General features: G+C 64.8%; 17 protein-coding genes. 8 read left to right on the plus strand and 9 right to left on the minus strand.

Annotation, left to right across the window (positions count from 1 at the left end; translation table 11 throughout):
- Nucleotides 1–753: 753 nt before the first annotated feature.
- The 6 genes from MHEC_RS15290 to MHEC_RS15315 all read right to left on the minus strand — a co-directional run bounded on the left by MHEC_RS15290 (nucleotide 754) and on the right by MHEC_RS15315 (nucleotide 5,287).
- On the minus strand, nucleotides 754–1,245 hold the full coding sequence (locus tag MHEC_RS15290) for an alpha/beta hydrolase (protein WP_048892966.1): 492 nt from the start codon (nucleotides 1,243–1,245) through the stop codon (nucleotides 754–756).
- Nucleotides 1,242–2,471 carry a lyase family protein gene (locus MHEC_RS15295; protein ID WP_048892965.1) on the minus strand — a complete coding sequence of 410 codons (1,230 nt, stop codon included), beginning with the start codon at nucleotides 2,469–2,471 and terminating at the stop codon, nucleotides 1,242–1,244. Before MHEC_RS15295 ends, MHEC_RS15290 begins: the two co-directional genes overlap by 4 nt.
- Nucleotides 2,468–3,025 (minus strand): protocatechuate 3,4-dioxygenase subunit alpha, encoded by a 558-nt coding sequence (pcaG, locus tag MHEC_RS15300; protein ID WP_048892964.1) that lies wholly within the window; start codon nucleotides 3,023–3,025, stop codon nucleotides 2,468–2,470. The genes MHEC_RS15295 and pcaG overlap by 4 nt, the downstream gene beginning before the upstream one ends.
- Nucleotides 3,018–3,767, minus strand: coding sequence for a protocatechuate 3,4-dioxygenase subunit beta (pcaH, locus tag MHEC_RS15305; protein ID WP_048892963.1), 750 nt, complete (start codon nucleotides 3,765–3,767; stop codon nucleotides 3,018–3,020). The genes pcaG and pcaH overlap by 8 nt, the downstream gene beginning before the upstream one ends.
- Before the next feature lie 84 nt (nucleotides 3,768–3,851).
- Entirely contained in the window at nucleotides 3,852–4,328 is a 477-nt protein-coding gene (locus tag MHEC_RS15310; RefSeq protein ID WP_048892962.1) for a hemerythrin domain-containing protein, read from the minus strand.
- On the minus strand, nucleotides 4,325–5,287 hold the full coding sequence (locus MHEC_RS15315; RefSeq protein WP_048892961.1) for a Rieske (2Fe-2S) protein: 963 nt from the start codon (nucleotides 5,285–5,287) through the stop codon (nucleotides 4,325–4,327). Before MHEC_RS15315 ends, MHEC_RS15310 begins: the two co-directional genes overlap by 4 nt.
- A 361-nt stretch (nucleotides 5,288–5,648) precedes the next feature.
- On the opposite strand from MHEC_RS15315, the gene MHEC_RS15320 reads away from it, so the two are divergent.
- Genes MHEC_RS15320 through phtC form a run of 5 tightly spaced genes read left to right on the plus strand, consistent with a single transcriptional unit; the run spans nucleotide 5,649 to nucleotide 9,181 of the window.
- On the plus strand, nucleotides 5,649–6,938 hold the full coding sequence (locus MHEC_RS15320; RefSeq protein WP_235434947.1) for an aromatic ring-hydroxylating dioxygenase subunit alpha: 1,290 nt from the start codon (nucleotides 5,649–5,651) through the stop codon (nucleotides 6,936–6,938).
- Nucleotides 6,935–7,453: a 3-phenylpropionate/cinnamic acid dioxygenase subunit beta gene (locus MHEC_RS15325; protein WP_048892959.1), complete on the plus strand. Its 519-nt coding sequence runs from the start codon at nucleotides 6,935–6,937 to the stop codon at nucleotides 7,451–7,453. Before MHEC_RS15320 ends, MHEC_RS15325 begins: the two co-directional genes overlap by 4 nt.
- Complete coding sequence (locus MHEC_RS15330; protein ID WP_082169982.1) at nucleotides 7,450–7,674, plus strand: dihydrodiol dehydrogenase; 225 nt, start codon at nucleotides 7,450–7,452, stop codon at nucleotides 7,672–7,674. Before MHEC_RS15325 ends, MHEC_RS15330 begins: the two co-directional genes overlap by 4 nt.
- Nucleotides 7,671–8,465, plus strand: coding sequence for a 3-(cis-5,6-dihydroxycyclohexa-1,3-dien-1-yl)propanoate dehydrogenase (gene hcaB, locus MHEC_RS15335; protein WP_048892958.1), 795 nt, complete (start codon nucleotides 7,671–7,673; stop codon nucleotides 8,463–8,465). The genes MHEC_RS15330 and hcaB overlap by 4 nt, the downstream gene beginning before the upstream one ends.
- Entirely contained in the window at nucleotides 8,462–9,181 is a 720-nt protein-coding gene (gene phtC, locus MHEC_RS15340) for a 3,4-dihydroxyphthalate decarboxylase (RefSeq protein WP_048892957.1), read from the plus strand. Before hcaB ends, phtC begins: the two co-directional genes overlap by 4 nt.
- A 1-nt stretch (nucleotide 9,182) precedes the next feature.
- On the opposite strand, the gene MHEC_RS15345 is transcribed toward phtC, so the two are convergent.
- Nucleotides 9,183–9,971 carry an IclR family transcriptional regulator gene (locus MHEC_RS15345; RefSeq protein ID WP_048892956.1) on the minus strand — a complete coding sequence of 263 codons (789 nt, stop codon included), beginning with the start codon at nucleotides 9,969–9,971 and terminating at the stop codon, nucleotides 9,183–9,185.
- Between the two features lie 35 nt (nucleotides 9,972–10,006).
- Here MHEC_RS15345 and MHEC_RS15350 point away from each other — a divergent pair, with 35 nt between their 5' ends.
- Together MHEC_RS15350 and MHEC_RS15355 are read left to right on the plus strand one after the other, a co-directional pair.
- Nucleotides 10,007–10,714: a sensor domain-containing protein gene (locus MHEC_RS15350; RefSeq protein ID WP_048892955.1), complete on the plus strand. Its 708-nt coding sequence runs from the start codon at nucleotides 10,007–10,009 to the stop codon at nucleotides 10,712–10,714.
- A 27-nt stretch (nucleotides 10,715–10,741) separates the two neighbouring features.
- Nucleotides 10,742–11,425 (plus strand): DedA family protein, encoded by a 684-nt coding sequence (locus MHEC_RS15355; RefSeq protein WP_048892954.1) that lies wholly within the window; start codon nucleotides 10,742–10,744, stop codon nucleotides 11,423–11,425.
- On the opposite strand, the gene MHEC_RS15360 is transcribed toward MHEC_RS15355, so the two are convergent.
- Nucleotides 11,388–11,993: a TetR/AcrR family transcriptional regulator gene (locus MHEC_RS15360; protein WP_048892953.1), complete on the minus strand. Its 606-nt coding sequence runs from the start codon at nucleotides 11,991–11,993 to the stop codon at nucleotides 11,388–11,390. The two genes, MHEC_RS15355 and MHEC_RS15360, sit on opposite strands and share 38 nt — an antisense overlap.
- Nucleotides 11,994–12,146: 153 nt before the next feature.
- Here MHEC_RS15360 and MHEC_RS15365 point away from each other — a divergent pair, with 153 nt between their 5' ends.
- Nucleotides 12,147–12,593 (plus strand): anti-sigma factor antagonist, encoded by a 447-nt coding sequence (locus MHEC_RS15365; protein WP_048892952.1) that lies wholly within the window; start codon nucleotides 12,147–12,149, stop codon nucleotides 12,591–12,593.
- On the opposite strand, the gene MHEC_RS15370 is transcribed toward MHEC_RS15365, so the two are convergent.
- The gene (locus MHEC_RS15370; protein WP_048892980.1) at nucleotides 12,590–13,213 is read right to left on the minus strand and encodes a maleylpyruvate isomerase family mycothiol-dependent enzyme; all 624 of its coding nucleotides are present in this window, start codon (nucleotides 13,211–13,213) and stop codon (nucleotides 12,590–12,592) included. The two genes, MHEC_RS15365 and MHEC_RS15370, sit on opposite strands and share 4 nt — an antisense overlap.
- Between the last annotated feature and the right edge of the window lie 3 nt (nucleotides 13,214–13,216).

The raw sequence follows: 13,216 nt of genomic DNA on the forward strand, positions 1-13,216 counted from the left end.
CATGTCCGAATGGTAGCCGGTTGCTGATGCTAACGGCTCGGGCCGAAGGCCCAATTCCTGCAAGGACCAAAGACCTTAACGGGCAGTCGCGAACGCTGGCATCAGCCGGCAGCGCGGCGATCGATTTGCCGTTCGTCGCACCGAGGGCTTGGCAGTCCGTCGAACGGCGCCTTAGCGCAGCGTCGAGCACGATGGTGTGATGCTCGGCGCAGTACCCGGCGATACCCGTGCAGAGCTGGCTGAGGCGTTCCGGCTCACCGAGGCCATGCGCCGTTACGACCCGTCATATTGATCAGAACTGCGCCGGTGTACTTAGCCTTTCGAGCTGGCCCACGGAGTCCCGTCCAGCTCGGGACTGTCCGCATCCCACGGTACGATAATCGTCCACAGGTTTTGCATTGCGGCGAAACGCTATCCGCTGTGCTGCTTGAGTGCACGATCGCCGGACTGGCCACGTGCGCGCTCACACATTACTGAAGCGAGCCCGGTTCGAGAATTGATCAAAAGACTCAGCGGGAAGCCCGGGCTACCCCAGCTTTTGATTCGAGTAGGCAGACTACCGCGAGGCGAGCGACACATCCCCACCACACCTCGTCCCCCCAATAAGCGACGTTTTTGGAATTTCGTCAATGCTCATGCAAGTTCAACAGAGCGGCAGATCAGCCGCGCTTATGCCCAGGCCGCTGATCGGAATCGTCAAGGCGTCTTCGATACCGTCGACAGCGAAGGTAGCCGAGTCGGTGACGACAACGGTCACTTCCGCAGCGTCACCAACACCTCGGCGGTTCGTCCGGGTTGCTCGGCGGGCACCAGGTGCGCGGCGTCGGCCACTTCGACGAACCGCCCCCGCGCCACATTGGCGGCGATGAATCGCACCGACTGCGGTGGCGTCGCAATGTCTTTCGCGCCTGCCACCGCGACGATCGGGGTCTTGATCTCAGCGAGGCGATCGCGGACGTCGGCCACCGAGACACCGGCATAAAAGAACCGGCGTGCGCCGACGGTGTGATCCACCAGTGTGACGACACCGGCGGCCAGATCGTCGATGGTGAAGGCCCGCAATGGGGGCGGGCTACTGCCATGACCGGGAAGATCCCACCCGATGACGTGGTACATGTCCGTTAACCGCTCGACCGTCGCCGCCCACAATGGGTGAACGGAGGTGCCCAGCGATGGCCCGACCACCAGCGTCGGCAGGTCGGGTGCACCGCCTAGGTCGGATCCGCCGATGGTGGGCGGGCTCACGAGTCGTCCTGCAGTACCGCCTGCGCTCGTGCCAAGCTGTCATCGACGACACGGTCGAGCACCCCGAAATAGGTTGGCGACGGGGTTTTTCCGACGAAGTCGGCGATAGCTCGTTGTTCACCCGAAACTTCCGCTGCGGTCAGATTGTCAACCATCCGACCCGAATGGATCTGCAGACCGGCCAGCAAGTCGCTGCAGTGCGAGCCCGCGACAACGGTCCGGCGAGCCATCGTGCGCAACGTGTCCCATTCCGCATGCCAGGAGCCGTCTGGGCGTTCGTCGTTCGCCAACGCCGCCGCGGTGTGCAGCGTCGCTGCCAGGAAAGGTGCGGCCACGGCGGCCCGCCGGATCAAGACGGACAGCACCGGATTGCGCTTGTGCGGCATGGTCGATGAGCCGCCCCGGTTTGTACCGGCAGGTTCGCGCAGTTCCCCGATCTCCGGCCGGGCCAGGACAACCACGTCCGAGGCGATGCGCCCCCAGGCGTCGGTGCAGCCAACAAGGGCGTCCGCGGCGGCGGTGACCGGTGTCCTGGTGGTGTGCCACGGCGTCCGCACGCTCAAACCCAATGCTTTGGCGGTGTGTTGCACCAATCGAACCGAAATCCGCGCCGGGTCGTCGGCTGCATCGCTTAACGTCGCCAATTCCGTTGTGGCGGCTAATGTTCCGGCGGCACCGCCGATCTGAGCCGGCGTGGTCAGCCCAGTCAACCGATCATAGGCGTCGACGACACCGTTCAACCACCCCGCGGCTTTTGCGCCGAATGTTGTGGGTACCGCGGGCTGGGTCAAGGTCCGGGCCACCATAGCCGTGTGCCGATGGGTGGCGGCCATCTTCGACAGCATCGAAATCTGGTTCTTGACAACTCTTTTCAGGTGGTCGACGATGGCCCGCACACCCAGCATCAGCGCTGTGTCGACAACATCCTGACTGGTGAGACCGCGGTGAATCCACCAACCCACCGCCGGAGCTGCCCGTCGACGAAGCAACTCCACCAGACCGATGACGGGGTTGCCGCCGTCCTCAGCAGCGTCGGCAAGCATGTCGCAATCCTGCTGCTCCACCAGTTGCGAGAGGTCTACGCCAGCGCACTCGGCCGGGGCAAGCCCGGCGTCGGCCAACCCACTGAGCCAAGCGGATTCGACCGCAACCATCGATCGCAGCAGCGCCCGGTCGGTCATGAATTCGCCGGCGCGCTGGTCTCCGGGCCACAGCAGATTGGTCATCGCCGATCCCGATACGCCAGAAATACCGTCTCATGGCCGCCTTGCAGATGGATGTCGAAGCGATACCCGCCCTCGGGGCCGACATCGCAGATCAGGGTGTCCCGGCGGGCGGTGTCGAGACCGGCTAGCAGCGGATCGGCCCCGAGGTCGCCGCCCGGCAGATATGCGCGAGTGAACAGCCGGTTCAACAGCCCGCGAGCGAACACAGTGAGCGCGAAAAAAGCCGGGCGGCCTGGGGTCGGCGATCCGGGCGCCACCGTGGTGAAGCTGTAGCGCCCGTCCGGGTCAGTCGCCGACCTGCCCCAGCCGGTGAAGGTGTGACGGTCACGCCGCAGCGAGCCAGGCCGCTGGACTATGTTGCCGTCGGAGTCGGGCTGCCACAGCTCGACCAATGCGTCGGGGACTCCCCGGCCGGCGCCGTCGTAAACCGTTCCGTATAACCGGATTGCACCGGGCCGGGCGTCGTCGACCAAATGGCTGTCGCCGTCAAAGGGCAAGGCGCAGTGAAAGAACGGGCCCACCGTTTGGCCCGGGGTCTCGACGAGGCTAGCCATCGGTCTCGGTCCACGTCGCGCCCAACACGATGTCCCAGCGGTAGCCGGTCGCGTACTCCGGCTGGGTGAGGTCATGGTCGTATCCGGCGATCAGCCGGTTGCGGGCTGCGGGATCGGGGATTGACTGAAAGATCGGGTCGAACCCGAGCAGCGGATCGCCCGGAAAATACATCTGGGTGACCAGCCGCTGCGTGAAAGCCGTTCCGAAGACGGAAAAGTGGATATGCGCCGGACGCCAGGCGTTGTGGTGGTTGCGCCACGGGTACCGGCCGGGCTTGATGGTCAAAAACCGGTAGCTTCCGTCGGGTCCGGTCAGGCACCGGCCCACGCCGGTGAAATTCGGGTCGATCGGGGCCCGGTGCTGGTCGCGCCGGTGGCGGTAACGGCCGCTGGCATTTGCTTGCCAGATCTCGACGAGCTGCCCCGCCACCGGTCTGCCCGCCGCGTCCAGGACACTTCCGGTCACGATGATGCGCTCCCCGAGCGGCTCGCCGCGATGCCCCGCGGTGAGATCGGCGTCGTGCGGCTCGACGTCGCGATCGCCGAAGCACGGGGCCCAGCGCTCGATCTCCTCCGGGTCCGCCCAGACCAACGGAGATTCTGGGTGGCGCAACGCGCTGCTGCGATACGGCGGGTAGTCCAGCCGCGGCTGGGTTTCTGCCCCGCGGTAGCCGGCTGCGATGCGCGCGATCTCCGCGGTGATGTCGCGTTGGGTTGCGATACGCTTCGCGGCAGCTTCCATGAAGCGTGACGGTACTACGGTTTGGCGGCCTCCCCGCGGCCATCCACGGCGCTCGTCGATGACCGGCGTCGAGCGGTGTTCGGGTTACATCGCCCGCAAAAGCGCCTTTCTTCCCTTCACCCGAAGCTTGTGGACGGTCGAGTCGCGCAATTCCTTGATGCGACCGGCCATCTGGTTACCGAGCACGTCGAGTTCTTCGTCGCTGAGTTGCACCGGCGGCGGGGCAGGGATCATGTCGCGTTCCTCTTCGTCAGCGTGTGCTTCGAGCACCCTGGCGAAGGAATGCCATTCGTCGTCGTAGCCCGGCGCGCTCGGTGAGGTACGAAGAAGCACTGCCAGCTGGTCGATCACTTGGCGATGTTCGGCGTGCGCGACCGCAATCAGCTCGCCGGCAGCCGACATGGCCGGGTAATACAAGTCGTCTTCGATCCGGAAATGGATGTCCAGTTCCACCAGCAAGTCGTCGAGCACGTCTTGCCGCTCGGCCGGGGCCTCGCTGATTTTCCGCACCAGCCCTTTGATCACCTTGTGGTGGTCTTGCAGCACCGTGTACGCGTTCACTTGGCCACTCCCTTCGCCGCGTCGAGCGCGTGCTGGCCATCGCCGCGCAGCTCGATCATCCCGTCGTTGATCCGCGTCTGATAGCACGGCAGCGGAGCCGCCGCCGGCCCGCGCAACACCTCTCCGGACTCGACGTCGAACCGTGACCCGTGCCACGGGCACACGATGCGCCCGCGATCGACCCAACCGTCAACCATCGGCGCCGCCAGGTGTGGGCAAAACTCGCCGAACGCCGACACCCCTCCATCGCCGTTGCGGCACAGGACTAATCCCACACCGTCGACCTCCACCCGCTGCGGCTTGCCGTCCTGCAGCGAGTCCACCGGCAGCACCGCCGTCCAGTCGCGAGTGCGCAGCCGCTTGCCCGATTGGTCGATGCCGATACCGGATTCGAACACCAACGCACCGCCCATGTAGCCGCTACCGACGGTGATTGCATAACCGAGCGCGCTGATCGCGATTCCCCGAAAATGCCGGCCGCGGCGGCGCTCCCACCACGACATCAGGTAGAGGGCGGTGGCCATGACGTTCAACACGCCGTGCACCAGCCCGATACGACGCTCCTCCTGGTGAGTGTGCTGCCAATCGGTCACACCGGTAATCGCCGAGCCGACGTTGGCCAGGATGCCGAGGCCAAGCGCTCGCGAGGCAAACCGCGACGCGTCACGAACCTCTGAGGCCGGCCGTCCGGGCAACACGCTGATCGCGTCCAGTGCAACGGTCGTGCCGATCGCCCCGCTGGTCAGCGACGCCAACGCCGGATGGACCGGATGCCCGAGCCAGACACCGTTCAATGCGTTGGTGAGGTGATCGCGGGCACCGCCGAACGCGTTGTAAACGTAGCTGAGCATGTGCTCAAACCGGTAACTCGGCCGATCCAGCCACTTCTGGCGCCCGATCAACGCCAGCACCCGACTCCCGAAATTCTGGAACTGACCGGCGGGCGAGCGCTGAAGCATGAGCGACCGTTTCTCCTCATATACAGGCTTCACAGGCTGATTACTTCCGTATCCGCGGTACACGTGCCGACCACGGTAACGGATGTCTTCGACTATTCCACAGCCGGCCGGTGTGAAATAGCTCATGCAGCAAACTCTCAGCAACAGCGGATATTTCGTTCAGCCGCGCGACGTCGGGTGTGCAACCACGGTGGAAGAGTCGGGGGGATTCCCAGCGCCGGTGCCCGCTCGATGCAGTCACCGCATGTTCGGCGTCTATTGACTGCACCGCCAGCCACCGGCATTCTAGATGACAGAATATCTCTCTGTATTACAGACAACGGCGGTGCGCGTGGAACTCTTCGACAGCGTCCGGCGCGGCATGATTCCCGCCCACATCTACAACGACCGGGGAATCTTCGAACTGGAAAAAGAGCGGTTGTTCAGCCGGGCCTGGATATATGTCGCGCATGAGTCAGAGATCCCGCAGGACGGCGACTACGTGGTGCGACGGGTGCTCGACGATTCGTTCATCATCACCCGAGACTCGAATGGCACTGTGCGGGCGTTGTTTAACATGTGCCTGCACCGCGGCATGCAAGTGTGCCGCGCCGAGATGGGCAATGCCTCGAACTTCCGCTGCCCCTACCACGGCTGGTCCTACCGCAACGACGGCCGACTGATCGGCCTGCCGTTTCATCGGGAGGCCTACGGCGGCGACGACGGCTTTGCCAAGAAAACCCAAACCCTGCTGCCCGCACCGAAGTTCGACAGCTACAACGGCTTGCTCTTCATCAGCATGGACGCCCACGCGCAACCGCTCGAGGACTTTCTCGGCGACTTCAGGTTCTACCTGGACTTCTATACCAGGCAGAGCCGCCACGGCCTCGACGTGCGCGGACCTCAGCGCTGGCGGATCAAGGCCAACTGGAAGATCGGCGCCGAGAATTTCGCCGGCGATATGTATCACACGCCACACACGCATACTTCGATCGTCGAGATCGGGTTGTTCCGCGAACCCAAAGCGCAGAAACGCAAAGACGGTGCCACCTACTGGGCGGGCAGCGGCGGTGGTACCACCTACAAGCTGCCGCCCGGCAACTTCGACGAGCGTATGCGCTACGTCGGCTACACCGACGACATGATCAGCAGGATCAAAGACGTCTGGACACCGAGGCAGCAACGACTGGTCGGCGACGACGGGTTCATGTTCTCGGCCGCGTCATGCTTCCCGAATCTGAGCTTCGTGCACAACTGGCCCAAGGTGCACGACGGCGATGACGACGTGGTGCCGTTCATCTCGATCCGGTTGTGGCAACCGATCAGTGAAAACGAGACCGAAGTCTGCTCGTGGTTCGCGGTCGACTCCGCCGCTTCCACGGCGTACAAGCAGAAGTCCTACCAGGCCTACCTGATGTGTTTCGGGTCGACGGGCATGTTCGAACAAGACGACGTCGAGAACTGGGTATCGCTGACCAACACCGCCGGCGGTTCGATGGCACGGCGGCTGCTGTTGAACAGCCGGATGGGCCTGCTCGCCGACGACCGCCCGCTAGTCGAGGCACTGCCCGCGGGGTCGTTTCACGGGCCCGGACACGCACAGGTCGGCTACAACGAGCACAACCAGCGCCAGCTGCTGCGGCTGTGGGCCGATTATCTGGAGAAGCTATGAGAAATCCCCTGCCGTTCAATGATGTTCGGCACCTACAGGCGCACCAGTTCCTGATCGACGAAGCGTATCTGCTCGACGCTCAGGACTATGACGCGTGGCTGGATACCCTGACCGACGACATCCGCTACGTCATGCCGGTGCGGGTCACGACGGCGCGCGGTACCGGGTTCGACACGTTACCGCAGATGGCCCACTTCGACGAGAACAAGCACTCGCTGTGCCGGCGGGTCGCCCGGTTTGCCACCGAGCACGCCTGGACCGAGGACCCGCCGTCGCGGCTGCGTCACTTCATCACCAATGTGCGCACCTTCGCCGGTCCCGACGACACTCATCTGCTCGTGCAATCCGCCGAACTGCTGTTCCGCAGCCGCGGCGACGTGAACGAGCCCGCGCTGCTGTCCTGCGCCCGCGAAGACGTGCTGCGTCATTGCGACACGCGATGGAAACTCGCGCGGCGCACTGTAATCGTCGACGAATCCGTGCTGCGCATGCAGAACCTGGCGGTGTTCCTATGAACAATCAATCGTTCACCATCGCAAACGAATTCACCGAAGTGGTGGTGCGCAGGATCGATACCCGCAACGGGTCCCGACTGCTGATCGCCGCCCCCAAATCCGGGCAGTCGATCAGCTTGGATGCCCTGGAGCTGGAGGCATTGACGCGCCAGAACACGCGCACACTGGAGGCAATGGTCGGCAATACGCACGGCCCCCTGCTCCCGGATGAACCGCAATGACCGGCTGGCTGGACGGCAAGCGGGCCCTTGTGGTGGGCGGCGGCACCGGTATCGGCCGGGCCGTGGTTGATGCCTTCCTCGCTGAAGGCGCGAAAGTTGCTGTGCTAGAACTCGCCAGCGACAAATGCGCGCTGCTGCGCCAACAGCTGCCAGACGTGCCCGTCGTCGAAGGGGATGCCATCGCCCGCGACGCCAACGAACGTGCGGTCGCAGCAGCGGTGGACGCCTTCGGCGGTCTGGACACCCTGGTCAACTGCGTGGGGATCTTCGACTTCTACAAGGGCATCTGCGACATCGACGCCGACGACGTCGCCATGGCGTTCGACGAGATGTTTCACACCAACGTGCTGAGCCATCTGCAGTCGGTCAAAGCCGCTGTGCCCGCGCTGCGGGCCGGAACCGGTCCGTCGATCGTGTTGACCGAATCGGCATCGTCGTTTTATCCGGGACGCGGCGGAATACTGTATGTGTCGTCCAAGTTTGCGGTACGCGGGCTGGTCACCACCCTCGCCCATGAACTGGCCCCGGCGATACGGGTCAACGGCGTGGCCCCGGGCGGCACCCTGGGCACCGACCTGCGTGGCCTGGCCAGTCTCGGGCTCGACACCGTCCGCCTCGACGACACGCCCCACCGCGCGCGCGACCTCGCCGCGCGCACTCCGCTGCGCGTCGCGCTCACAGCCGAAGACCATGCGTGGAGTTTTGTGTTCTTGGCCTCCGACCGATCGCGCGGCATCACCGGCGAAACCGCCCACCCCGACGGCGGATTCGGGCTGGGAGCCAAGCCGTGACCGACTTTCAGCAACAGCGGGCACTGATCGCCCAGGCCTGCCGGGTGGCGGCCGCCCGCGGATTGGCCGACGGCATGCTCGGTCATCTCAGTTTGCGCATCGACGACGAACGGCTGCTGATCCGCTGCCGCAGCGACACCGACACCGGCGTGGCGTTTACCCACCCAGGTGACATCCGGCTGATCCGCTTTGACGGCACCGAGGCCGCCGCCGGCGAACTCGACGGTTACCGGGTACCCAACGAACTTGCTATCCACGTCGAAACCATGCTCGCGTACCCACACCACCGGGCCGTCGCCCATCTGCACCCGCCGGCCGTCGTCGCCGCCGACCTCGCCGGTATCGCTCTCCGGCCGATCTACGGGGCCTACGACATCGTGGGCGCGCGGCTGGCCCGTGACGGTGTGCCGGTGTACAAACGAGCAGTACTAATCCGAAACAGCTTGCTGGGCAAGGAAATGACTGCCGCAATGCGCGGTCGGCCGATTGTGATCTGCCGTGGGCACGGGATCACCAGTGCGGCAACCACCGTGCAACAAGCGGTGTTACAGGCAATCAGCCTCGATGCGCTGGCTCGGATGTCGTTACAGGTGCAAGCGGCCGGCGGCAGCCTGCGCGACATCGACGAACGAGACTGGGACGACCTGCCGGACCTGGGCTCGGGTTTCACCGTCGAAGCCGCCTGGCGGCATGAGATCGCTCGCATCGGGGAATGACCTACCCCAGCTGGTCGCCAATTTCCTTGGCGGCCTCCACCAGTGCTGCCGCGACGGCGGGGTATTGCGACTTGGGCAGCCGATGCTGCGGCGCAGCGACGTTCAGCGCCAGCGCCAGTCTGGGCGCGCGCGTCGGTATCGGCACGGCGACCGACGCGACGCCTTCCTCGCTTTCCTCGCGGTTGACCGCATAGCCGCGCTCCCGCACCCGCGCAAGTTCGGCTTCCAGCGCGGTACGTGACGTAATCGAATGCGGTGTAATGCTTTCCAGCTTCTCGTCTGGTAACAGCTGGTGTAGTTCCTGCTCCGACAACTGTGCGAGCATGGCCTTGCCTGTCGAGGTGCAGTGCGCCGGCATGGTGCGGCCCAACCGCGAAGCGACCCGGACCGCGCTCGGCCCTTCCACCGCGGCGATGAACCGCACGGCGGCGCCGTCGAGCATGCCGACATGGACCGTTTCGCGCAGACGTGCACTGAGTGCACGCATTACCGGTGTGGCGGTGCGCTGAATGTCCATGCGGCCGAAGATCGCGAACGCCACACTGGTCAACGCCGGTCCCGGACGGTAGGCCCGCGACACCGGATCTTGTCGGACAAATCCGCGGTAGGCCAACATCGCCAGCAACCGGTGCGCGGTCGACGATGCCACACCCAGATAACGGCTGGCTTCGCTCAACCGGATCTCGGGCCGCTCGCCCAACAGCAACAGCAGCTTCAACGCCTTGTCGACCGACTCGATCGGATACTGCGGCGCAGGCGAGTCAGCGGCATGCTGCTTCTTTTTCTGCATGCCGGAGACGGTACCTGCGATAGCGTACGAGCAGCATGCCGACAAAACTCGCTGTCACCGCTCGGATCGCGGCCGTCTTGCTGACACTGACCGCCGCACTGGTCGCCTGCACCACATCGGTGTCGGGACGCGCGGTGTTGGCGCCGCGTGAGCCGGCACCGGTGTCATCGTCCGGCGAGGCGGGCCCGCCGAAAGCCAAACCGCCCCCGATCTTCGCACGCGACCTGCTCCTGCACGACGGGGACAGCACCCCCCTCGGCCCGGCCGCCATGACCGAACTGGGCGACAGTTATTTCACCAGCGTGCGACCGCCCGAATGTTCGGCTGCGCTGTTGTTCAAAGGTTCACCACTTCGACCACCGCATTCCACCGATTACGCCGACTCGGCATACGGCTTCGGCGGCACAGCAATGTATAGCGAATCGGTCGACGTCTACGACAACGCTCTGGACGTCCACGAAGTGGTCTGGAATGGCTTTCGCGCGGTGTCCCGATGCACCGCCGAAGCCACCGGTATTGCCCCGCTGGGCGAATTTGGCGGGATGAGACTCAGCCAATACGGCGTGTCGGCCGATGGCGTGCTGGTGTGGACGATGACCCGCCCCGACTGGACCTGCGACTACGGGTTGGTCGCGGTGCCGCGGGCCGCACTGCTGTTGACGCTGTGTGACCACGAGTCCCGACTCCGTGTGGCGGACTGGGCCTCGACACGTCGGGCCCAGATCCTGGGCCGGTCCGCCTGACCGCGCCCGGTCAGGCATGCTGTTCCCATGACCGTGGTCTCCCTGCTGCAGGCCATTCCACCTGTGGCGGTCTACTTGGTGGTCGGCGCCGTGGTAGGGATCGAAAGCCTGGGCGTCCCGCTTCCCGGCGAGGTCGTGCTGGTCACGGCGGCACTGATGTCGTCGCACCACGAGCTGGCGGTGAACCCCATCGGGGTCGGTGTCGCCGGAGTGATTGGCGCAGCGGTCGGTGACTCGATCGGTTACACGGTTGGCCGTCGACTCGGCATGCCGCTCTTCGACTGGTTGGGCCGACGTTTCCCGAAGCATTTCAGTCCCGGCCACATCGCCCTCGCCGAGCGCACGTTCGACCGCTGGGGGATGCGGGCGGTGTTTTTCGGACGGTTTATCGCGCTGCTGCGGATATTCGCCGGACCGCTCGCCGGCGCGCTCAAGATGCGTTACCCGCGATTCCTGCTGGCAAACGTGTCCGGTGCCATCTGCTGGGCCGGTGGCACCACCGCGCTGATCTACTACGCCGGGGTTGCCGCCGAACGCTGGCTGACCCGGTTTTCCTGGATCGCCCTGGTGGTCGCCGTCGTGGCCGGTGGCATCGCTGCCGCCCTGCTGCGCGAACGCACCGCCCGCGCCGTCGCCGAACTGGAAGCCGAGCACGCCGACAAAACCGGCACGGCTACGGGCAGCTGGCTGAAACCCGATGTCGCTCAATGAGCATGCGCGCCATGGCTTTGGCACGCTGCGCCGCCTCGACGTCGCCTTCGGCCGCTGCGACGATCGAGCCCTTCATCAAGATATGCCAGGACCGAGCGAAGTCCTCGACGTCGCACAACCCGGCCGCGCGGGCGCGTCGACGCACAATGTCGCGAATGTTGTCCAAATAGGCGAGGCTGGCCTGTCCAACCGGATGCTGGGCACCCAACTCGAGCAACACGTTGACAAACGAACAGCCCTCGAAGCCGTCGGGGTTGGCAAACCAGTCGCGGAATACGTCGAAGATCGCCAGCAGTTGTTCTTCGGGGGTATTGCCGCGCAACCGCGACTGCTTCTCAACCAAACCGAAAGTCCACAATTGTTGCCGACGTTCGAGCACGGCTAGCACCAGATCGTTCTTGCTCGGGAAATGCCGGTACAGCGTTGCTTTCGCCACCCCGGCCCGCTCGACCACCTCGTCGGTTCCCACCGCGCGGATGCCCCGCCGCGTGAACAGGTCGTACGCCGTACTCAAGATGCGTTCGCGAGCCGACGTCGTCGCAGTCGACGCGACCCCGGCGCTCGTCATGGCTGCCTTACCATACTCTTACCGGCGTGCTATAGACAGACCGACCTGTCTCGTTATAGAATAGAAATCTACAAAGTTCACGGTCTGTCTTAAGACGTGTAGGACGGACATCCTTCGCCGGTGCGTCAAGCGCCAGACGAGCAGGAGTCCACGATGAATCTCTCCACCGCAGAACCTTTGCCAAGCAGTCTGCACCATTTGACGCTGAGCACGCGTCTGGTCGCGGAGCTGGGCGATATGCACAGCACGCTCAGGGCCACCACTCAACGCAGCGGCTCAGCGGTGGTGATCTACGCCGGCGGCGAAATCGACGCCTGCAACGAGAGCACCTGGCGGCGACTCCTGGGTGAGGCGGCTGCCGCCGTCAGCCCGCCGGGGCCGCTCGTCATCGACACCAACGGCCTAGATTTCATGGGCTGCTGCGCCTTCGCCGTGCTCGCCGACGAGGCAAAACAATGCCACGGTCGCGGTATCGAGCTGCGCTTGGTGACCCTGCAGCCGGTCGTCGCACGCACCGTCGCGGCGTGCGGGTTGACCGGTCTGCTGCCCATCGATCAAAGCGTGGACGCCGCGTTATCGGCGGTCGCGATTCCCGATTAGCGTCGCGACGACGCGCCGCAGATACGTTGGGCCACAATGTCTTTACCGGACCCACTCAGCTGGTTGAGTGCATCCGGGCGTGCGGCCATGGCCATCAATAGCGCTTCTGCGGGCCCGGTGACTTCGCGTCCGCTGCCGACACTCCAGTCCAGATCGGTTGCGACGAGCCGCACACCGCGGCTGCGGCGGGCACCGCGCACGGCGGGAGCCGTCAACGCGTAATTCAGCACGGTGCGCATGCGCTCCGGCGGAATAGCACGCGGGATACCCAGCGGTCGCCGGATGTCTTGTTGATGGACCATTCCGTCAACCAGTGCGACCATGCCGCCGAAACCCGATGCCAGACCCCGCGGCGGAATACACGCGCGCATCAGCTCCACCAGCTGCTCGGGTGAACGGGTAGCGTACTGGGCAACACCGATGGCGTTGATACGACTCGGCCAAAATCCGCCTTTGACGAACCGCCACCCCAACTGCCAGCGGCTGAGCTCGTCGTAACTAAGCACATGGGCGACAACGTCTTTGACACGCCAACGCTCACACAGGCTGGGCTGCTCCCACTGCTGTGGTGATAGTCCGGCAAGCAGATCGGCGAAATCTCGGCGCTCCTCGCAAGCCATCTG

Origin of the sequence: Mycobacterium heckeshornense (genome assembly GCF_016592155.1) — a bacterium.
Lineage (GTDB): Bacteria > Actinomycetota > Actinomycetes > Mycobacteriales > Mycobacteriaceae > Mycobacterium > Mycobacterium heckeshornense.

Excerpts from the sequence above, each read along its gene's own strand:
- MHEC_RS15295 (WP_048892965.1), bottom strand. The coding sequence starts at position 2,471 with ATGACCAATCTGCTGTGGCCCGGAGACCAGCGCGCCGGCGAATTCATG.
- pcaG (WP_048892964.1), bottom strand. The coding sequence starts at position 3,025 with ATGGCTAGCCTCGTCGAGACCCCGGGCCAAACGGTGGGCCCGTTCTTT.
- pcaH (WP_048892963.1), bottom strand. The coding sequence starts at position 3,767 with ATGGAAGCTGCCGCGAAGCGTATCGCAACCCAACGCGACATCACCGCG.
- MHEC_RS15315 (WP_048892961.1), bottom strand. The coding sequence starts at position 5,287 with ATGCTTCAGCGCTCGCCCGCCGGTCAGTTCCAGAATTTCGGGAGTCGG.
- MHEC_RS15320 (WP_235434947.1), top strand. The coding sequence starts at position 5,649 with ATGATTCCCGCCCACATCTACAACGACCGGGGAATCTTCGAACTGGAA.
- MHEC_RS15325 (WP_048892959.1), top strand. The coding sequence starts at position 6,935 with ATGAGAAATCCCCTGCCGTTCAATGATGTTCGGCACCTACAGGCGCAC.
- MHEC_RS15330 (WP_082169982.1), top strand. The coding sequence starts at position 7,450 with ATGAACAATCAATCGTTCACCATCGCAAACGAATTCACCGAAGTGGTG.
- hcaB (WP_048892958.1), top strand. The coding sequence starts at position 7,671 with ATGACCGGCTGGCTGGACGGCAAGCGGGCCCTTGTGGTGGGCGGCGGC.
- MHEC_RS15345 (WP_048892956.1), bottom strand. The coding sequence starts at position 9,971 with ATGCAGAAAAAGAAGCAGCATGCCGCTGACTCGCCTGCGCCGCAGTAT.
- MHEC_RS15350 (WP_048892955.1), top strand. The coding sequence starts at position 10,007 with ATGCCGACAAAACTCGCTGTCACCGCTCGGATCGCGGCCGTCTTGCTG.
- MHEC_RS15355 (WP_048892954.1), top strand. The coding sequence starts at position 10,742 with ATGACCGTGGTCTCCCTGCTGCAGGCCATTCCACCTGTGGCGGTCTAC.
- MHEC_RS15360 (WP_048892953.1), bottom strand. The coding sequence starts at position 11,993 with ATGACGAGCGCCGGGGTCGCGTCGACTGCGACGACGTCGGCTCGCGAA.
- MHEC_RS15365 (WP_048892952.1), top strand. The coding sequence starts at position 12,147 with ATGAATCTCTCCACCGCAGAACCTTTGCCAAGCAGTCTGCACCATTTG.
- MHEC_RS15370 (WP_048892980.1), bottom strand. The coding sequence starts at position 13,213 with ATGGCTTGCGAGGAGCGCCGAGATTTCGCCGATCTGCTTGCCGGACTA.